An 18,377-nucleotide genomic window follows, 5' to 3' on the forward strand; every position below is an offset into this window, starting at 1 on the left:
CCGATGCTTGATGACCTGCCCGTGCTGCGGGATGCGGTACGCGACTACCGCCTCGCGGCGACGGCCGCCGGCCTCGACTGGCCCGACCAGGACGAGTCGCCGACCGGGCATGCGCCGGACGAGGTTCACCGGATCTTCGGCGTGGATCACATCGCGGAGCAGCTCACCTGGTTGCAGTCGCAGCGCTGGCCCGAGCGGCGGTTGCTGCCCAACGGCGGATGGCTGATGTCCTGGCCGGAAGGCCCGGACGTGCTGGACTATCTGTGGCTGGCGATCGGCACGCCGTTCCCCTGGCGGCAGCAACTGCCGCTGTTCCATTTCGAGTACGCCATCTTCACCTTCGTCCTGGCGGGCGAGAACGAGGGGGAGATCTGGCGCTACGAGATCTCGCCCGACGCGTGGGACTCGGTGCGTGCCGCCAGCAGCCTGGCCACGCTATTCGACCAGTGGGCCCGGGGCATCGAGGCCGGTCTGATCGTCTATGAGGGCGAGTACAACAAGTGGCTCCAGATCAAGGACCTGGAGCCTGCCCCAGGTCTCGACCCGCTGGCTTTCCCGGTGGCCCCGGTGGAGGAAACCCTGCTGCGGGCGCGGCAGCGCGAGTGCGGGGTGAACATGGCCGTCGTCGAGGACGGCTTCCCGTACAACGAGGAACTGTCCGACGCCATCGACGCCGTCAAGGCGTCGCTCGGCAGCGCGTAGCCCGGTGCCGGCGGCCGCTCAGGGAAATCAGAGCAGCCGCCGGGCAGGACAGGACAGGCGAACTACAGCAACTACGGGCGCAGCGAGGTGAAGAACTGCCTCATCTCACTGGCCAGCAGATCCGGCTCCTCCAATGGCATGAAGTGCCCGCCCCGGCCCGGCTCGCTCCAGTGCCGGATGTCGGTGCAGGCCCGCTCGGCGATCTCCCGGGGGAAGTTGGCCATCGAGGGTTCGGTGCTCACCGTGAACGCGGCCGGCACGGTGATGTCGGGTCGTGGCGTGTTGTGGCCGAAGTCGGCGTACTGCCGGAACGACGAGCCGATCGTGCCGGTCGCCCAGTAGAGCGTGATGATGGTGAGCAGGGTGTCGGTGTCGATGCTGTTCGCCAGGTCCCCGTGGTTGTCGCTCCAGTCGCGGTACTTGTCGACGAGCCAGGCGGCCAGCCCGGCCGGTGAGTCGGCGAGCGCGGCCGCCAGGGTGTCCGGGCGGGTGCCCATGATGGCGCTGTAGCCGCCGTCGGTCTCGTCGTACGCGGCTTCGGCGTCCAGGTACGCCTGCTCGGCCGCCGACAGTGGTCGGGCGTCGAAGCTGGCCGGGAACGGTGGATGAATCATGTGGATGCCGGCTACCTGATCCGGATAGAGGGCACCCAGCCAGCCGGTGACCACTCCCCCGACGTCGCCGCCGAAGGCGCCGTACCGCTCGTAGCCGAGCACGTCGGTCATCAGCTCGTGCAGGGTCCGGGCCAGCAACGCCCGGGTGACCGGCTCGTCCGGGGCCTCCGAGAAGCCGAAGCCGGGCAGCGAGGGCACCACCACGTCGAAACTGCCACCGGCGGGGCTGGTCAGCCGGTCGACCAGCGGCAGCATCTCGACGAAGCTGCTGGGCCAGCCGTGGCTGAGGATCAACGGCAACGGCGCGGGTGTGCCCGCCGGGCGCGTGGCCCGGACGTGCAGGAAGTGCAGCTTCCGGCCGCCGACGACGGCCAGGTGCTGGGGGTACGCGTTGAGTTCGGCCTCGCGGGCTCGCCAGTCGTATCCGTCGTGCCAGTAGGACACCAGGTCCCGCAGGTAGTCGGGGTCGACGCCGCCCTGCCACGGCTGGTTGCCGCTGCGGTCGGTGAATCGGGTGCGGGCCAGTCGGGCCCGTAGGTCGTCGAGGACCGCATCGGGAACGTCGATGCGGAAGGAAGAGAAAGACATTTGTCCTCCGATAAGGAGGGCGCTCCCCGACGCGAGAGGTCAGCTGAGGGGGACGGCCGAGAGGAGCGCCCAGGAATGACGATGGGTGGTCACCGGGCTCACCTCCTCTCGTGGCTGACGAAGATCACTCTAGCCGAGTGGGTTGGGCTGCGGGCCGTGGGTCGGGAACCGCGACTGGGTACGCGGCGGGTACGCCTCGCAGTGCTCGGCCCAGTGTTCGGCGGCGGTGGCCAGGGCGTCCGCGGAGACGGTGAGGATCAGCGGGTAGATCGCTGTGGACGGGCGGCGCATCCACGGTGGCAGTGACTCGGCGGAGAACTCCACGATCAGCTCCAGCCGGCGGCGGCGCAGCACCCGGCTGCGCACTGCCAGGTTGGGTTCGGTGAAGCGGACCATCGCCGGTGGCGCGCTCAGCCCGAGTGCGGCGGTGGCCTGCCCGTGCAGCCAGCCGCCGAGCGCGCGGGCCTCCTCGACCATGAGGCTCGGGTAGTGGTGCGACCAGGTCTGGCCGTCGGCGGTGCGGGCGTCCACCTCGATGAGCAGCCAGTCGTGCCAGCCGGGCGTGGCCCCGCCGAGGTCGTCGGGCGGGTCGATGCCGGGCTGGTAGCCGACGGGGCGTACCCGCACCCGAGCGCCATCGTCAGACCGGATCTCCACTCGATCATTCTGGCCGAGCGAAGCGGACTTCAGACCCCGAATCGGTCATTTCGTGATGGTCCGCCGCACGCCCTGGTGGTTGGCGCAGGCCTTCGACCCGCCGCCGGCCAGGCTCACCGAACCGTCGCGGCACTGCACGAGGTAACCGCGTCCGGCCCAGAACTGCGGTACGCAGTCGAACCAGTCGCACACCTCGGCGGCCGGCTTGCGGATGCGCGTGCCGCCACAGAAGCCGTACCCCAGTGGGTTCTCCGGTGCCCCGCAGCGCGTGCCCTGGGTCGCGCTGGGCGACGGGCGTGGTGACTTTGTCGGCTTGGGCGGCGGGTTCTTCAGCGCGAGCGCCGGGCCGGCCGGGCGGACCAGCGCCGGTGCCACGCTGGTGGTGGGCGCCGGGGTGGCGGCGACGGCGACCTCCGCGCCACCGGTCGGGTCGGACGGGTCCGACTCGATCAGCGCCGCCGGCACCAGCAGCGCGATGGCCGCCGCCACCGCGATGGTCCTGCGGCCACCGGGCACGAACGACGACAGCCGGGCCTGCCCGGGGGTGGCCGCGGCCGGCCGGAACGGCTTGAGCTGGGCGTGCTCGGAGATCAGCTCGTCGAGTTGGGCGATCACCGCGGCGCGCTGTTCGATCGCGTCGGCGAAGGCCAGCGTGAGCTTGAACCGGAAGTCCGCAGCGGCGGCGGTGGGCAGCAACAACCCGGAGGTACGCCGCCGGTCCAGCACCTGGATCACTGTGACCGGCGCCGCCGGGTCGTGGGCCAGGCCGGTTATCCGGCCGTACGCCCAGTCGCGCCGGCCCCGCCCGCCGAGCAGCACCAGTCGACGGCTGGTGATCACGGCCATGCCGGCGTCGGTGACGCGGACGCCGTCCGGGCGGCGCGGGCGCAGTGACCCGGCTCCCGGGGCGACAGTGAGGTCGGGCGCGGGCAGCACTGTGGTGTGCCGCACCTCGACCAGTTGCGCGGCGGGCAGTGCCCAGAGCACCACCTCGTCGGCGGCCAACTCCAACGCCAGCCCGGCGCCGGCGGCCGCCGAGCCCTGGAAGTCGGCGGCCAGGGCGCGCAGCCGCCGTAACTCGTCGTCGCGTCGTCGCCACGCCGCCTCAGCGCCGCGGTACGTGCTGACCCGCCGCACGTTCTGCCGGTGCGCCCACCGGTACCGCCATGTGGAACCCGTCGAATCAGTCTTCGCCACGCCGACTCCTTCGCCGCGCTGGCCACCAATCTGGGGTGTCACGAGGTTTAACAGGTCCGGCGCGGCGCCCGGACACGCCGAAACGGGCGAACTAGCCGATCGGCGGAGCAACCAGCACGATAGGGGGATACTGGTGCCGACGTTCATGTTCTCCGAGGGGGTGGCGGTCGTGCCGGCAGTCACGCTGCCCGGGGTCGTGATCGGGGTCGACATCGGCACCACAAGCACGAAGGCCGTCGCGTACGACACCGACGGGCGGCAGCTCGGCAGTCACCTGGTCGGCTACCCGCTGAACAACCCGCAACCCGGCTACGCCGAGCAGGACCCGCAACTCATCCTCGAAGCGGTGCTCAAGTCGATCAGCATCGTCGTGGCCGAGCTGGTCCAGCCGGTGGCCGGGCTGTCGTTCAGCTCCGCCATGCACAGCCTGATCGGGTTGGACCCTGACGGCAATCCGCTGACCCCGTCGGTGACCTGGGCCGACTCGCGGTCCACCCGGCAGGCCGAGCGGTTGCGGGCGGTGCCGTCGGGGCTGGCCCTGCACCGGCGCACCGGCACGCCGATGCATCCGATGTCGCCGCTGCCCAAGTTGCTCTGGTTCGCCGAGCAGGAGCCGAAACTCTTCGAGCGGGTGGCGCACTGGGTGGGCATCAAGGACTGGGTCCTGCTGCGGCTCTGCGGCGCGCTGGTCACCGACCACTCGATCGCCTCGGCCACCGGCCTGCTCGACATCCACAAGCTGGAGTGGGACCCCGAGGCGCTGACCATCGCCGGCATCACACCGGAGCAGCTCCCGCAGCTGGTCGCCACCACCGCCGTGCTGCCCAACCTCACCCCGCAGGCCGCCGCCCAGACCGGCCTGCCGGAGCGCACCCCCGTGGTGGTCGGCGCGGGCGACGGACCGCTGGCGAACCTCGGCCTGGGCGCGGTGCACCCCGGCATGGTGGCCTGCTCGATCGGCACCAGCGGCGCGATGCGGGTGATGGTCGAGCGGCCCGCCGTGGACCCGCTCGGCGGGGTGTTCTGCTACGCGCTGACCGAGCATCGCTGGGCGGTCGGTGGCGCGATCAACAACGGCGGCATCGTGCTCAAGTGGGCCGGCGCGGCGCTCGCCCCGGACCTGGGCGAGCACTCCGAGGAGGACCTGGTCGCCCTGGCGGCCCGCGCGCCGGTCGGTTCGGGCGGGCTCATCATGCTGCCGTACCTGCACAGCGAACGGGCACCACACTGGAGCGCCCTGCCGCGTGGCGCGTACGTGGGGTTGACCCACGCACACCGCCGCGAGCATCTGGTGCGGGCCGCGTTGGAGGGCGTCTGCCAGCAGCTCGCGCTGGTGCTCAGCTCGGTGCGCGCGGCCGGCAACGAGGTCCGGGAGGTCCGGGCCGATGGCGGCTTCGCCCGCAGCGGCCTGTGGCGGCAGATGCTGGCCGATGCCCTCGGCCTGCCGGTGAGCTTCCCGGCCGCGCACGAGGGGTCGAGCTTCGGGGCGGCGTTGCTCGGCATGGAGGCGCTCGGGCTGATCCCCAGCATCGACGTCGCCGCCGACCTGGTGCGGATCGAGGAGACGGTCCGCCCGGACCCGGCCGCCGCCGCCACCTACGCGGCGCTGCTGCCGCTCTTCGCCGAGCTGTACGAGGCTCTTACGCCCGCCTTCGCCTCGATCCGTCGGATGGCGCCTGGCCTGCCCACCGGCCCCGAACCACAGGCGTGAGCGGCCGGGTCAGGGCGCTTCGACGCCGGCGATCAGGTAGCGCTGCACGTCGGCGTCGAGGATCGCCACTTCCTGCGCGTCGTCCGGCCCGGAGCCACGGAACGCGGCCAACTGCTCCGGCGACTCCCAGCGTTCGTAGACGTGGATCCGGCCGGGCTCCAACGGGTCGGCCGCCAGCAGGAAGTCGAGACAGCCGGCGGTGGCGCGCGCCCGCGCGATGACCTGTTCGCAGTCGGACAGGTACGCCTCGCGGGTGGCCGGTTCGACCTGCAGACTGCCGGCGATGATCAGCAAAGGGTCCTCCGGGGTGAGTGGCTGGGAAGCCTGATACCTGTGGGTCATATTTATACCTGTGGGGCATGACGCTCGCCGGGACATTGCCGCCCGGACGGGTGACGCCGGTCCCGTCGGTCTCACCAGCCTCCGGCGCTTCATATCGTGCAAACGTGAGAAAAAGCGACAAGAGGCGCTCATCTTCCCTGCTGGGGAACTCTGCCCGCGTACCCCTGAAGGTGCTGACGACGGCGGTCGCGCTCGCGGTGCTCGCGACGACCGGGCCGGCCACCGCGGACGGCCCGGGTCGCGCGCCCGTCGCGGACCCGGCGCAGACGACCGAGCCGGGGTACGGAGTTGAGCCCGGCGACGGTCAGAGCCACGAGCCCGGGGTGGACCCGACGCCGGAGCGCCCGCCGACCAGCGAGGTGTCCTGGCTGTCGTTTCCCGGCGGGGTGTTCGCTGTGGACCCGCTCGGGCACACAGTGCGCTACCGCGCCTGCGACGGCGACACCGGCCGGGTCGCCGACCCCACCATGCGGGTCGCCGCCGGGGTGGCCAGCGGCGCGGTCGTCGTCGGAGGCACCGCGTACCGCTACCGGGTGCCGCTGGTCGGGCGCAGCGAGGGCACGCTGGAGGTGATCCAACGGCACCGCCCGCCGACGACGCTGACCGGCGTGGTGGTCACCAGCCCGCAGCCGCCCACCGACCCGGTCGCCGGGGCCCGGCTGTTCCCGCTCAGCGGGCAGCTCGCCCGGGTGGTGGCCGACGCGAGCCTCAACCCGGCCGGGGTAACCGTCCGCGACCTGTCCGGCCGCTACGGGGACCAGCAGATCGCCGTCAACGGATCGCTGCGCCCCAAGGCGGCCAGCGTCATCAAGCTGTGGATCCTCGTCGAGCTGCTGCGCCGGGTCGACTGTGGACAGGTCTTCCTCGACGACGGGGTGCTGGTCACCCCCCAGGACGTGGTCGGCGGCACCGGCCAACTGCAGTTCGAGACGTTCCCGCAGGTGGTCACCCTTCACCGGCTCGCCCAGTACCTGATCAAGTACAGCGACAACGTGGCCGCGAACGTGCTGATCACCTACCTGGGTGGGTTCGCCCCGGTCAACGCGCTGATCGACTCGATGAACCAACGGTCCACCATCCTGGCCCGCCGGATGCTCGACAGCGCGGCGGCGCAACGCGGCGAGGAGAACTACACCAGCCCGGACGACGTGGTGTCACTGCTCGGCGCGGTCTGGGACGGCGAGATCCTCACCCCCGCCTCCCGCGACCTGATGATCGGCTTCATGCGGGAGCAGACCCTGAACACGAAGATCCCGGCGGCGTTGCCTCCCGGCGTGCCGGTGGCCCACAAGACCGGAGACCTGCCGGACGCCTCACACGACGTCGGCTACTACCTGATCCCCGGCACCGAGACCGCCGTCGCGTTCCTCACCGCCGGACCCATGGCCACCGGCGACGAGACGGTCCGGCGGATGGCCCGCACCGTCTACGACTTCCTGGTCACCCCGGTCGAGGGAGCGGTCGAGGAGTGAGCCGACCTCAGGCGCCGGGAATGTTCGCCGGCGGGTCCTCGCCCACCAGGTCGGCCGCCGGCGGGTCCGCCGACACCGACAGCCCGAAATCCGAGTACGTCAGGTCGAGCTGGGCGGTCTGCGACTGCTCACTGGCCAACTCGATGCGGTAGCGGACCAGCCGACCCTGCTCGTCCACGGCCGCTGTGAACGGCACCGCCGCAGCCCGGTCACCGAGCACGCTGCCGACGCCGCTGCCCAGCACCGCGCGGCTCTGGCGCAGGTCCAGCGTGCCCGCGTACTCCCGCTCGGCGGTCAGCCGGACCCCCGCCGGCGCGCCCAGCGTGCTGGCCAGCCGGGTGTTGTCCAGGCCCTGCTTGGCCGCCGGGGCACCCGGGGCGCCGACGTGCCACCAGGTCTTGCCGTCCCAGACCGGAACGCGGCGGTCCGGGGCGGTGACCCGCACGTACACGTCCGGCCCGGTGGTCAACCGCTCGATCTTCACCACACCGGAGGGCACCTTCAGCGAGGTCGTCTCCAGACCACGCTTCGCCTTCGGGTCCCAGAGCAGCACCGTGGCGTCCCCGTCCGCGCCGCCGGTGCCAACTGTCAGCTTGTACGGCTGTTCGTCGGCCTTCGCGGCGGCGGCCTTCAGCACCCCGACCGGGTCGGCCGGGCCCGCCGACGCCGCCGGACGACCCGCGTCCGGTTCGTCGTCGCCGGCGGCGACCAGCGCCCACGCCCCAGCACCGAGCGCCACCACGAGCACGGCGACGGCGGCGATCAGCTTCGGTTTCTGCACTGTCATCTCCCCCGGGCGGTGCGGTCCGGCCAGACTAGCCGGACCGCACCGGCTGCTGTTCCGGGTCAGCCTCCCGGCCGCTGCTGTTCCCGGTCGGCCTCCCGGCCGATCAGGCCCGGCTGATCGCGTTGGCGTGGATCGCCTCGTGCAGATACGCGGCCAGCCCCGCGGCGATGTTCTCGTAGTACGCGGTGAACCGCTCGTCGGCCAGGTACATGTCGGCCAACCCGGTCTGCATCTCGTACGAGCACTCGTAGAACCAGCGGCTGATGATCTGCCGGTGCTCCTCGGCGAGGTCCATCACCTCCGGACTGTCCGCCGGGGCGCCCGAGGCCATCAGCGCGACGATCCGCCGACCCCAGTCCTCGTTCTCCGCCTTGATCCGCAGCCAGTCGTCCTTGCCGTAGCGGGAGGCCCGCCGGTTCGACTCCCGGTACGCGTCGGTGTCACCCCAGCGCCGCTCCGCCTCGGCCTCGTGCTGCTCCGGGTCGGCGTCGCCGAAGACCTCGAACCGCTCCTCCGGCGTGAGTTGGATGTTCATCTTACTCGCCTCCATCGCGAACTCGATCGCCGTGACCATCTCCTGCAACCGTTTGAGCCGTACCGTCAGCAGTTCGTGCTGCCGGCGCAGGTGCGCGGCCGGATCGGCCGCCGGGTCGTCGATGATCGCGGTGATCTCCTCAAGCGGGAAACCAAGCTCCCGGTAGTACAGGACGAGCTGCAGCCGTTGCAGGTCCGCGTCGTCGTAGCGGCGGTAACCGGCCGAGGTGCGCCCGCTGGGCGAGAGCAACCCGATCTCGTCGTAGTGGTGCAGCGTCCGCACCGTCACGCCGGCGACCTTCGCCACCTGACCCACCGTGTACGCCATGGTCCCCCTCCCTTCCGGGAACCAGGCTCCTGCCTGCCGTTACGTGAGAGTCAACTCCGATTCTGGCCCACCATGGCGGGGGCGTCCGGTCGCCCGTACAGATAGCCCTGGCCTCGTGGGCAGCCGATCGCGGTGACCGCCTCGTGCTGACGCTCGGTCTCCACCCCCTCGGCGACCACCGCCAGGTCGAACGCGCCGGCCAGGCGGGTGACCATCTCCACCGTGGCGTACGCCCGGTCGTCGGTGCCGAGCCGGGCCACGAACGACCTGTCGATCTTCAGCTCGGTGGCCGGGATGCGGTGCAGGTAGCTCAGCGACGAGTAGCCGGTGCCGAAGTCGTCGATGGCGATCCGGATGCCCAACTCCCGGAGTTGGTGCAGCCGTTCCAGCACCGCCTCGGTGCCCTCGATCAGCGCCGACTCGGTCAACTCCAGGGTCAACGCCCGTGGTGCCAGCCCGGCGGCGCTGGTCGCCGCGGTGACAGTGGCGATCAGGTCCGGCCGACGCAGGTGCGCTGCGGCGATGTTCACCGCGACGGTCGCCTCCGGCGCACGGCCCCGCCAGGTCGCGGCGGCCCGGCACGCCTCGTGGATCACCCAGCGGTCGATCGGCAGGATCAGCCCGGTCTCCTCGGCCAACGGCAGGAACTTCGCCGGTGGCAACATCCCCAGCCGGGGGTGCCGCCAGCGCACCAGCGCCTCGGCGCTGCGCACCGCGCCGGTGGTCAGGTCGACGATGGGTTGGAACTCCAGGTGCAGCTGGTCCTCGTCGACCGCCCGGCGCAGGTCGGCGATCAACTCGGCGCGGGAGACGGCCGACTCGCGCAACGCCGCCGTGCACGTGCGGTACGCGGACTTCCCGGCCGCCTTGGCCGCGTACATGGCGATGTCGGCGTCGCGCAGCAGGTCGGTGTGGGAGGCGTGCTGCGGGCCGTACTCGGCGATACCGATGCTCGCCGACGGGTGCACCCCGACGTCCTCCTCGTCGTCGGAGGGCCGCAGCGCGTCCAGCAGCCGTTCGGCGAGCCGTTCGGGTGACACCGGCCGGCCGCCCTCGACCAGCACGGCGAACTCGTCACCGCCGAGCCGGGCGATGGTGCCGTCGCCGTTCACTGCGGTGTGCATCCGGGCCGCGAGCCCGGTCAGCAGGGTGTCACCGGTGGCGTGCCCGAACCGGTCGTTGACCTGCTTGAACCCGTCCAGGTCGAGCAGCAGCACGGCCACCGGCCGCCCGTCGCGCAGGGCCAGGCGCAGCCGCCGGTTGAACAACAGCCGGTTGGGCAGCCCGGTGAGCTGGTCGCCGTACGCGAGCAGGCGCAGCCGGGCCACCAACCGGAGGTTCTCGTTGGCCGCCAACCCCTGCCGGACAGCGAGGGCGGCCAGCAACACCATCATGGTCACGAACACCAGCTGCGGTGTCTGCCCGGTGGGCCGACGGGCCAGCACCACCGCGATGATCGCCCCACCCACCGGCAGGTACGGCAGCGCCACCCGCCACCAGGGCGGCAGCGGCGACTCGGCCGTGTCGTCGGTGCCGTCGCAGTCCGGTGGCGGCGGGTTCCGGGTGGCCAGGCCGATCAGCAGGTAGCTCAACGGCCAGCACAGGTCGATCGGGTGACCGGCGGTGTAGTCGGCGCGGGCGACCAGCGACACGTAGACGACGTCGGCGACGACCCGCAGGGTGAGGCTCGCCGCCAGGACGGTCATCGGCCGCCACATCGGCCGGGCCGGCCCGGAGACCGCGACCAGGATGGTGAGCTGCATCAGGTCGAACATCGGGAAGAGCAGCCCCAGCGTGCGCGCCGGGTCGGCCAACTCGGCGGCGGCGACCCCACGGAAGACCAGCACCCACCCGATCGGCACCAGGGCCAGGGCGACGATCACCCCGTCCAGCAAGGTACGCGCCCGCCCGACAGCGGTCCTCGGTGCGGACGGCGAGCTGAGCAGCGCGGCAGTGCCGGTGAGGATGCCGGCGGTGAAGACCACACCGACCACCGGCGTGTGCGGCAGGTCGCCGCCGACGAGCCGCTGCACCGTCCAGATCGCCCGGCCGATCGCGGCGAGCGCCATGGTGAGGGCGAGCAGCGTCCAGAACCGGCGCAGCGGCGCCGGATGTCGACGGGCCACCCCGACGCACGCGAGCGTCGCCCAACCAGCGACCAGCATCGCGCCGATGTCACTGACCAGCGCGGCGGCGGGCAACCCGGCGACCAGCCAGCCCGCCTCCAGCAGGATGACCGCAGCCGCGACGAGCGCGCCGGCGGGGTTGAGTGTCCCCGCAGCCTGCTTTCCGTCCTGTCGGGACACGGTCGCTCCGGCTCTTTCGTCGTGCGTGCACCCTCGGCGGCGCCGGTCCACGGCAAACCCCGAAAGCCTAACCAGCGCTCAGAAACGCCGCCAGAGCCGAACGTGCACCCCGCTGCGGCTTGCGCCTCTGGTCAGCGGCCCGCGGATCGGTTCCAGGGTGAACGGGGCAGTGCGGTGCCGGCCAACGGACGGCGTTTGCGGCGGCGTCTGCGCCGGCCCGGGGTGCAGGGCGGGCGGGCCACGGTGTGCACGGCCACGTCGGCCGAGGGCGTCGGTCGGCCGATCAGCCAGCAGAGGAAGCGTTCCATCGTCGGATCAGCCGACCGGAAGGCGCTCGGCGTCGGACTTGGCAATCTCGTACTCCGCCCCGCAGAACGTGCACTGCTGCGCGTACCGGGTGCGGATCGGAATGAGCGGAATGAAGAAGAGGGTGAATTTCGTCGAGCGGCGGGTGATCACCTGCGCGGCCTGGTTGCCGCAGTGGCGGCAGACCTGCTGCACGACACCGGACCGGTCGACCTTGGTACGCAGACCAAAGATGAAGAACATCGCCCGCCAGTACCCACTCAACCGCGAAAAGTCACCAGATCCCGCCATCGGATCAGGACAACCATGGGTCAGCGTGCAGGTATAGCGATTGGTATACTCCGTTCGTGAGCCAGGAAGAGTGGGATGTCTTCGTCGTCGACGAGGTTCGCGCCTGGATCGACAGCCTGGACGAGCTGGTATCGACATGCCATCCCGCTCGCCGAGCAGCGGTACGAGATTTACTTGAAGGAACGTGCACAGCAGGAGGGGGGACAGCGGTGAGTGGTCACGTGCGGTGGGCGGACATCCGGGCGGAGTACGTGCAGCGTGCCGGCGGCGAGGCGGCTGTCGAGGCGGGCAAGGAAGAGTTGCTCGCGCAGGTCGTCGGGCACCGCCTTGCCGAGGTGCGACGCTCTCGCGGCTTCACCCAGCAGCAGATCGCAGAACGGATGGGCGTGACCAAGGGCCGGGTTTCCCAGATCGAGCAGGGCAGGATCTCCGGTCAGGAGGTGGTGGCCCGGTACGCGGCCGCCCTCGGTGGCCGGCTCCACCAGGCGATCTATTTCGACGACGGTGACATCGCCGCCATCGCGTGAGGCCGACAGCACAAGGTCGTGCTCGATCCAGGATGTAGTGGCCTCCTGGGCGAACGAGGCCACTACATCCCTGATCGAGCACGATCAAGGCGGAACACTCAGCTGGCCGGCGCGGGCTCCAGGCCGGGGATCTCCTCGGAGATCCAGATCGGCTGCCAGTTCGGCACCTCGTGGAAGCGGCGCAGCTCGGACAGCCCGGCAACCGACCCGCTCCAGGCCCCGTACGGGGGGTTGGCCTCGTCGAAGCCGCTCTGTACGAAGGTCAGCGTGGTCCGACCACCGGACTCGGCCAGCTCCCAGCTCGTCACGCCGGTCGGACCCCAGTCGACCGACATCCGGCGGCCGGGCTCCAGATCGACGACCTTGGCCGCGTAGCCGGTCTCGAAGCCGCCCATGGCGTACCGGCCGCCGACCCAGGGCTCGATGCCGATCGGGTAGCCGAACCAGGCACTGGCCTGCTCGGAGTCGGTCAGCGACTCCCACACCTTGTCGGCGGGGGCGGCGATGACCAGCTCACCGCGCATGTCGGCGGAGGTGAAGTCGGTGCGCGGCAGCAGTGGCTTGCCCTCCAGGTGGGCGGCCAGGTTGGCGATGGACAGCGCCCAGAACGTCTGGAGCACGCCCCGGATGGTGGAGCCGCTCATCGCCTCGGCGAAGTCAAAGTGGCTCTGGATCAGCGTCAGCACGGTGCTGTCGGTGCCCTCGGCGGTCAACTGGAGTTCGGTGGTGGTCTCCACGCCGTCGAGCAGCCAGCCGAAGCGCAGCGTGTCGTCGTCGGCGTGCAGCAGCCGCTGGTGCGGGGCGTCGCCCTCGGGCGTGTAGCGACCCCAGAACTCGTACCGCTGGGGCAGCTCGACCTCGGCGTGCTCGGCCAACCAGAGACGCAGCTCGGCCGGGTCGGTCAGGGCCTGGCGGACGCGCCCGACGGGCGCGGCGAGACGGACCTGGACCTTCATCGGCTCACTCATTGTCGTTCCCTTTCGGATAGCAGGCGACGGCCAGCTTGAAGGCATCTCCTTCGCTGCCGCCGTAGCGGGTGAACAGGTCCTGAAGTGCGGTTTGCAGGTCGTGCAGGAACTGCTGGCGCTGCTCGGCCGGCACCCGGATCTCGCCGGAGACCCCGATCGAGGGCAGCTCGGGTGCCGCCCGGTCCAGGCCGGCGATGTCGGCCTGGACCTCCTCCATCAGGTCGAGCAGGTAGCCCAGGCTCAGCTCGTCGCGGGCCCGGCGCAGGCCGATCCGGCCGACGAGCCGCGGGGAGAGCCAGTAGGACCGGGCGGCGGCCTGGTAGATGCCTTCGGTGATGCCGCGGACCTTGCGTTCGTTGACCAGCTCGACGAGGCCAGCCGCGACGAGCTGCTTGACGTGGTAGTAGACGCGCTGGGGCGTCTGGTCGAGTCGGGCCGCGACCTCGGTGCAGGTGCGCGGCTCGGCCAGTTGCCGCAGCACCTCGACGCGCTGCGGCTTGAGCAGGACTTCAGCCTGCTCGATCTGCTCCAGGTACAGGACATCTCTCATGGCAAAATCAGTTTGTACGTACAAAACTTCTTTGTCAATCGCTTCGCGAGAAGCCGCGCCGACTTTTTTCGACGCGGCTTCAGGCGGCGGTCAGCAGGTGATCAGGGCAACCAGTCCGGTCGCAGCGGGTAGCCGCTCACGCCGTTCGGGCCGTTGTGGGTGGCCAACACCTGATGCAACTGGATGCCGTTGCGTTCGAACGCCATCCGCGACCCGGCCATGTAGAGCCCCCACACCCGGGCCGTGCCCGCGCCCACCTCAGAGACGCAGAAGTCCCAGTGCTCGACAAGGTTGCGACACCAGGCGGCCAGCGTCAGCGCGTAGTGCTGGCGCAGGTTCTCCTCGTGGTGCACCTCGAACCCGGCATCGTGCACCTCACTGATCAACCGGCCCGGACCGGCCAGCTCACCATCCGGGAAGACGTACCGGTCGATGAACGCGCCCGAGCGGTGCGGCGCCCGGTTGTCCGCGCGGGTGATGCAGTGGTTGAGCAGTCGCCCGCCCTGCCGCAGCCGACTGCGCAGCGACCCGAAGTAGGCCGGGTAGTTGCGCACTCCGATGTGCTCGGTCAACCCGATCGAGGAGATGGCGTCGAACTGCTCGGCCGGCGCGTCCCGGTAGTCGAGGTATCGCACCTCCGCCAGCTCGGTCAACCCCTCCCGCTCGATCGCGGCCTGCGCCCACTGCGCCTGCGCCTTCGACAGGGTCACCCCGAGGGCCTTGACGCCGTACTCGCGGGCGGCGTGGCGCACCATGCCGCCCCAGCCGCACCCGACATCCAGCAGCCGCATCCCCTTCTTCAGCGCCAGCTTGCCGGCGACCAGGTCGTACTTCGCCGCCTGGGCCTGCTCCAGCGTGTCGTCCGGAGACCGGAAAACCGCGCAGGTGTACGTCATCGACGGGCCGAGCACCTTCTCGTAGAAGGCGTTGGAGACGTCGTAGTGGTGCGAGATGGCCGTGCTGTCCCGCACCCGCGAGTGCCGCAGCCCGTTCATCACCCGCTTCCAGCGGGGCTGCGCCTCCTGCGGCGGTGCCGGCGGCGGCATCAGCCGCTCCCAGCCCAGCCCACGGACCAGCGCCAGCCCCTCGGCGAGCGACGGTGGGCGTAACCGCAGCTCGTCCTTGAGCACCCGCAACGCCTCGTACGGGTCGCCCGGGTGCACGCCCTGCAACGCCAGGTCACCACTGACGTACGCCCGGGCCATGCCCAGGTCACCGGGTGCGGTGAGCAGGTACGACAGCCCACGCTCGGAATGGATCGCCAGGGTGATGCCGGCGTCGGACGGGCCGACGGCGCTGCCGTCGTACCCCGTGATCCGCACCGGCAACGGCCCCGTGGTGACCGCGCGGATGACATCCGCGACGGTCGGACCCGTGGGCCGGCCCCCCGCCGGTGGGGTGGCGGGGACGCTCGCCGCCCCCTGATCTCTGTCGGTCAGGCTCATGCTCGTGCTACCGCCTTTTCGTACAGTCCCGTCAGCCGGTGGTCCGGGTCGTAGCGGTCTTTCACCGCGCGCCACGTGTCGCCGCCGTAGAGGCGATCGAAGGCGTCCCGGTCGTAGTACGCGTCGGAGTAGAGCGACTTGTGCCCGCCCGACTCCGACACCCTGCGTTCGATCGTGCGGTTGACGTCGCCGTCGGCGGCGCCCGGCGCGATCGGCACGCTCCCCCAGAACCCGATGTTGACGTAGTCCTCCCCCGGCCGGAGCGGATATAACGGCCAGGACCGCGCCGAACCGGGCCCCGCCGGCTCACGCAGTCGCAACGGACACAGCCACACCGGGTTCATTCCCACAGCGCCGGCGAACCAGCGCAGGAAGTCGGCCGTACGGTCCAAAGGGATTTCCACGTCCTGCACGACACGCTCCCGGGCCGGTTGCCCGCGCAGCCGGTCGATCCGGGCCGCCACCTGGTGGCGGTGCTCCAGCCGGACCAGCCGGTGGTAGAAGTCGCTGCGCCGGTAACGCGCCGGCCAGAGCCTGCGCACGACCGGGTGCTGCGCGCCGAACGCCGACGAGCACCAGAACCAGTCGGTGTCCCAGCGCCACAGATAGTCGTACGCGGTGAGCACGTCACGGGTGCGCCGGCGCAGCGACCGGTAGTAGATCCCTTGACCCGTGTAGTCGCTGGGCGGGCCAGCCCCGTCGGTGAACGTGGCGAAGACCAGGTACGCCTCGCCGGGGCTGAACATCACCCCGTCCATCGCGTCCACCGGTTGGCCGGCCCAGGACCGGGTGGCGGTCACCTCCGCGATCGCGTCGGTCAGCGCCTCCAGCTGGGTGAACCGGACGTTGCGCAACGACACGTACCGGCCGACCGGTTGCAGCTCGATGCGCAGCCGGGTGGCGTACCCGAGGCTGCCCAGCGAGTTGGGGAACGCGGTGAACAGGTCGGCGTGCTCGCCGTCGGGTCGGGCGGTGATGATCTCGCCGGAGCCGGTGAGCACGTCCAACTCCTGGACGGACTCGTGCGGCAGGCCGTTGCGGAACGAGGTCGACTCGATCCCGAGGCCGGTCACCGCGCCGCCCAGCGTGATGGTGCGCAACTGCGGCACCACCAGCGGCATCAGGCCGTGCGGCAGCGTCGCGTCGACCAGGTCCTCGTAGGTGCACATGCCCTGCACGTCGGCGGTGCGGCCGGCCGGGTCGACCGACAGCACGCCGTTCAGGCCACTCACGTCGAGCCCCGGAGTCCGGGGAGCGGACCGGGGGCGGAACAGGTTGGAGGTGCGTTTGGCCAGCCGGACAGGCTCGCCCGTGGGCACCGCGGCGTACGACCGCCGCAGCGTGTCCACCGCTTGATCATGGTCAATGGGGTGATCCACACGCTCAGCGCGCATGTGATCACCTTACGCTCGCCGTTTGGAAACCGTGGGATGTCGGCGCTGGCAGTTTCCCGTCCGGTGGCAGGCCCGACGGCTACCGTGGCGGGCATGCCATCGCCAGCGATCACCGCCCTGGACGCCACCCAACTGCCGTATCGGCTGGTCAGCCACGGTGCGGTCGGCAGTCTCGCGGAGGCGGCCGCCGTCCGCGGTGTGGCCGTTCCCGACGTGGTCAAGACGATCGTGGTTCGCCGTGGTGAAGACGATCACCTGTTCGTGCTCACCCCCGGCGACCGGGTGATCTCCTGGCCCAAGTTGCGCGCCCTGCTCGGGGTGCACCGGCTCTCCATGCCGGACGCGGCGGGCGCCCTGGCCGCCACCGGCTACGAACGCGGCACCATCACCCCGTTCGGCGCGAGCACGGCCTGGCCGGTGGTCGCCGACGAGCGACTGCGCGGCCGGGAGATCACCCTGGGCGCCGGCGAGCGCGGTCTCGCCATCGCGATCGACGCCGACGCCGCGATCGCCGCCCTCGACGCCACAGTGGCCGACGTCACCGACCCGCAGCCCACCCGCTGAGCGCTGCCGGCGTCACTGCCACGGCCTAGTGTTGGAGACATGCCAAAAGCAGTGTGGAACGACCTGGTCGTCGCCGAGAGCGACGACACCGTGCTGGTGGAGGGCAACCACTACTTCCCCCGCTCCGCCTTGCGCGACGACCTGATCCGGGAGTCCGCGACGCACACCGTCTGCCCGTGGAAGGGCACCGCCTCGTACTACACCCTTGAGCACGAGGGCAGCACCAGCGCGGACGCCGTCTGGTATTACCCGGAGCCCAAACCCGACGCCGAGATGGTGCGTGACCGGGTGGCGTTCTGGAAGGACGTCCGGGTCGTCGACTGACGGCGCCGACTGGCCGCGGCCGACGGCGGTGGGTGAGGATGGCCCGTATGTCCGCGTCCGAGGAACGCCCCGACCCCGCCGGCACCGTCTACGGCGGCCGCCGACGGGCCGCCCGTTCCAGTCCGCTCACCGACCCGATGCTGCGGGTGGCGCTCGGAGTCGGCCTGGTGGGGGTACTCCTCGGGGTGGCCTTCGCGATCGGGCTGTTCGGCGGCGACGGCGAGCCGGTGGTGCCAGCCACGGTCGGCGTGACGACCAGCGCGGCGGAGGCCACCACCCCGGTGGCCGAGCCGAGCCTGACCCCGTCGGTCGAGCCGTCGCCGACGCCCTCGGCGGCACCGACCACCGGGCCGCGGGTGCTGCGCGCCGCCTCGGGCCTGTGCCTGGGGCTCGACGGTGACGGTAAGGAGGCCGAGGCCGAGTTGGCCGTGTGCACCGGCGCCCCGGAGCAGCAGTGGGTGGTCAGCCCGGCCGGCACGGGCGTGCTGACGTTGACCAACGCCGCGTACGGGCAGTGCCTCGACGTCGAGGGTGGCAGTCGGGACGACGGCGGGCGGTTGCTCCAGTTCCCCTGCCACGGTGGGGCCAACCAGCAGTGGCGGTTCGGCGGGACCGGCACCAGCGCGGTGCTGCTCATCGCCGCGCACAGCAACAAGTGCGCCCAGGCCGACGACGACGCCGTCGAGGCCGGCGATGACATCCGGCAGCGACAGTGCGACGGCCGGCCCGCCCAGCAGTGGACAGTGAGCTGACCGGCCGACGCGTCGCGG

The 18,377-nt window shown here is 71.1% G+C and carries 19 protein-coding genes and 1 pseudogene; 8 read left to right on the forward strand and 12 right to left on the reverse strand.

Features of this window, described 5'->3' with window-relative positions:
* Window positions 1–3 precede the first annotated feature (3 nt).
* Window positions 4–702: a hypothetical protein gene (locus GA0070561_RS01530; protein WP_091393782.1), complete on the forward strand. Its 699-nt coding sequence runs from the start codon at window positions 4–6 to the stop codon at window positions 700–702.
* 71 nt (window positions 703–773) lie between these two features.
* On the opposite strand, the gene GA0070561_RS01535 is transcribed toward GA0070561_RS01530, so the two are convergent.
* The 3 genes from GA0070561_RS01535 to GA0070561_RS01545 all read right to left on the reverse strand — a co-directional run bounded on the left by GA0070561_RS01535 (window position 774) and on the right by GA0070561_RS01545 (window position 3,758).
* Complete coding sequence (locus GA0070561_RS01535) at window positions 774–1,904, reverse strand: epoxide hydrolase family protein (protein ID WP_091393785.1); 1,131 nt, start codon at window positions 1,902–1,904, stop codon at window positions 774–776.
* Window positions 1,905–2,033: 129 nt separating this feature from the next.
* The gene (locus tag GA0070561_RS01540; RefSeq protein ID WP_091393787.1) at window positions 2,034–2,561 is read right to left on the reverse strand and encodes a WapI family immunity protein; all 528 of its coding nucleotides are present in this window, start codon (window positions 2,559–2,561) and stop codon (window positions 2,034–2,036) included.
* 45 nt (window positions 2,562–2,606) lie between these two features.
* Window positions 2,607–3,758 carry a hypothetical protein gene (locus tag GA0070561_RS01545; RefSeq protein WP_091393850.1) on the reverse strand — a complete coding sequence of 384 codons (1,152 nt, stop codon included), beginning with the start codon at window positions 3,756–3,758 and terminating at the stop codon, window positions 2,607–2,609.
* Window positions 3,759–3,891: 133 nt separating this feature from the next.
* Here GA0070561_RS01545 and GA0070561_RS01550 point away from each other — a divergent pair, with 133 nt between their 5' ends.
* Window positions 3,892–5,469: a gluconokinase gene (locus tag GA0070561_RS01550; RefSeq protein WP_244166025.1), complete on the forward strand. Its 1,578-nt coding sequence runs from the start codon at window positions 3,892–3,894 to the stop codon at window positions 5,467–5,469.
* 9 nt (window positions 5,470–5,478) lie between these two features.
* On the opposite strand, the gene GA0070561_RS01555 is transcribed toward GA0070561_RS01550, so the two are convergent.
* On the reverse strand, window positions 5,479–5,811 hold the full coding sequence (locus GA0070561_RS01555; RefSeq protein ID WP_181518477.1) for a putative quinol monooxygenase: 333 nt from the start codon (window positions 5,809–5,811) through the stop codon (window positions 5,479–5,481).
* A gap of 170 nt (window positions 5,812–5,981) precedes the next feature.
* Here GA0070561_RS01555 and GA0070561_RS01560 point away from each other — a divergent pair, with 170 nt between their 5' ends.
* Window positions 5,982–7,283, forward strand: coding sequence for a serine hydrolase (locus GA0070561_RS01560; protein WP_167362325.1), 1,302 nt, complete (start codon window positions 5,982–5,984; stop codon window positions 7,281–7,283).
* A gap of 7 nt (window positions 7,284–7,290) precedes the next feature.
* Here GA0070561_RS01560 and GA0070561_RS01565 read toward each other — a convergent pair whose 3' ends face one another.
* The 4 genes from GA0070561_RS01565 to GA0070561_RS01580 form a co-directional block, all read right to left on the reverse strand.
* Window positions 7,291–8,064 carry a hypothetical protein gene (locus tag GA0070561_RS01565; protein ID WP_091393863.1) on the reverse strand — a complete coding sequence of 258 codons (774 nt, stop codon included), beginning with the start codon at window positions 8,062–8,064 and terminating at the stop codon, window positions 7,291–7,293.
* Window positions 8,065–8,173: 109 nt separating this feature from the next.
* A complete protein-coding gene (locus tag GA0070561_RS01570) occupies window positions 8,174–8,932 on the reverse strand; it encodes a MerR family transcriptional regulator (protein ID WP_091393866.1) in 759 nt (252 codons plus the stop codon).
* A gap of 50 nt (window positions 8,933–8,982) precedes the next feature.
* Window positions 8,983–11,238, reverse strand: coding sequence for a putative bifunctional diguanylate cyclase/phosphodiesterase (locus GA0070561_RS01575; RefSeq protein ID WP_208603669.1), 2,256 nt, complete (start codon window positions 11,236–11,238; stop codon window positions 8,983–8,985).
* A 315-nt stretch (window positions 11,239–11,553) separates the two neighbouring features.
* The gene (locus tag GA0070561_RS01580) at window positions 11,554–11,787 is read right to left on the reverse strand and encodes a zinc-ribbon domain-containing protein (RefSeq protein WP_091393870.1); all 234 of its coding nucleotides are present in this window, start codon (window positions 11,785–11,787) and stop codon (window positions 11,554–11,556) included.
* 165 nt (window positions 11,788–11,952) lie between these two features.
* Here GA0070561_RS01580 and GA0070561_RS34680 point away from each other — a divergent pair.
* Together GA0070561_RS34680 and GA0070561_RS01590 are read left to right on the forward strand one after the other, a co-directional pair.
* A pseudogene (locus GA0070561_RS34680) lies at window positions 11,953–12,048 on the forward strand (type II toxin-antitoxin system RelE/ParE family toxin); the annotation flags it as partial.
* Window positions 12,045–12,362 (forward strand): helix-turn-helix domain-containing protein, encoded by a 318-nt coding sequence (locus GA0070561_RS01590; protein WP_091393872.1) that lies wholly within the window; start codon window positions 12,045–12,047, stop codon window positions 12,360–12,362. The pseudogene GA0070561_RS34680 and the gene GA0070561_RS01590, both read left to right, overlap by 4 nt.
* A 98-nt stretch (window positions 12,363–12,460) precedes the next feature.
* Here the strand turns inward: GA0070561_RS01590 and GA0070561_RS01595 are convergent, their stop codons facing one another.
* The 4 genes from GA0070561_RS01595 to GA0070561_RS01610 all read right to left on the reverse strand — a co-directional run bounded on the left by GA0070561_RS01595 (window position 12,461) and on the right by GA0070561_RS01610 (window position 16,719).
* On the reverse strand, window positions 12,461–13,330 hold the full coding sequence (locus GA0070561_RS01595) for an SRPBCC family protein (RefSeq protein WP_091393876.1): 870 nt from the start codon (window positions 13,328–13,330) through the stop codon (window positions 12,461–12,463).
* Window positions 13,323–13,880: a winged helix-turn-helix domain-containing protein gene (locus tag GA0070561_RS01600; protein ID WP_030490876.1), complete on the reverse strand. Its 558-nt coding sequence runs from the start codon at window positions 13,878–13,880 to the stop codon at window positions 13,323–13,325. The genes GA0070561_RS01595 and GA0070561_RS01600 overlap by 8 nt, the downstream gene beginning before the upstream one ends.
* A 101-nt stretch (window positions 13,881–13,981) precedes the next feature.
* Window positions 13,982–15,325 (reverse strand): class I SAM-dependent methyltransferase, encoded by a 1,344-nt coding sequence (locus GA0070561_RS01605; RefSeq protein ID WP_091393879.1) that lies wholly within the window; start codon window positions 15,323–15,325, stop codon window positions 13,982–13,984.
* Complete coding sequence (locus GA0070561_RS01610) at window positions 15,322–16,719, reverse strand: FAD-binding oxidoreductase (protein ID WP_091393882.1); 1,398 nt, start codon at window positions 16,717–16,719, stop codon at window positions 15,322–15,324. The genes GA0070561_RS01605 and GA0070561_RS01610 overlap by 4 nt, the downstream gene beginning before the upstream one ends.
* A gap of 93 nt (window positions 16,720–16,812) precedes the next feature.
* Here GA0070561_RS01610 and GA0070561_RS01615 point away from each other — a divergent pair, with 93 nt between their 5' ends.
* The 3 genes from GA0070561_RS01615 to GA0070561_RS01625 are packed head-to-tail and all read left to right on the forward strand — an operon-like array spanning window position 16,813 to window position 18,359.
* The gene (locus GA0070561_RS01615) at window positions 16,813–17,283 is read left to right on the forward strand and encodes an aminoacyl-tRNA deacylase (RefSeq protein WP_208603670.1); all 471 of its coding nucleotides are present in this window, start codon (window positions 16,813–16,815) and stop codon (window positions 17,281–17,283) included.
* Between the two features lie 39 nt (window positions 17,284–17,322).
* The gene (locus tag GA0070561_RS01620) at window positions 17,323–17,607 is read left to right on the forward strand and encodes a DUF427 domain-containing protein (RefSeq protein WP_074317101.1); all 285 of its coding nucleotides are present in this window, start codon (window positions 17,323–17,325) and stop codon (window positions 17,605–17,607) included.
* Window positions 17,608–17,654: 47 nt separating this feature from the next.
* Window positions 17,655–18,359 (forward strand): RICIN domain-containing protein, encoded by a 705-nt coding sequence (locus GA0070561_RS01625; protein ID WP_091393888.1) that lies wholly within the window; start codon window positions 17,655–17,657, stop codon window positions 18,357–18,359.
* Window positions 18,360–18,377 lie beyond the last annotated feature (18 nt).

This window comes from Micromonospora saelicesensis, from assembly GCF_900091575.1.
In the GTDB taxonomy this organism is placed as follows: Bacteria; Actinomycetota; Actinomycetes; order Mycobacteriales; family Micromonosporaceae; genus Micromonospora; species Micromonospora saelicesensis.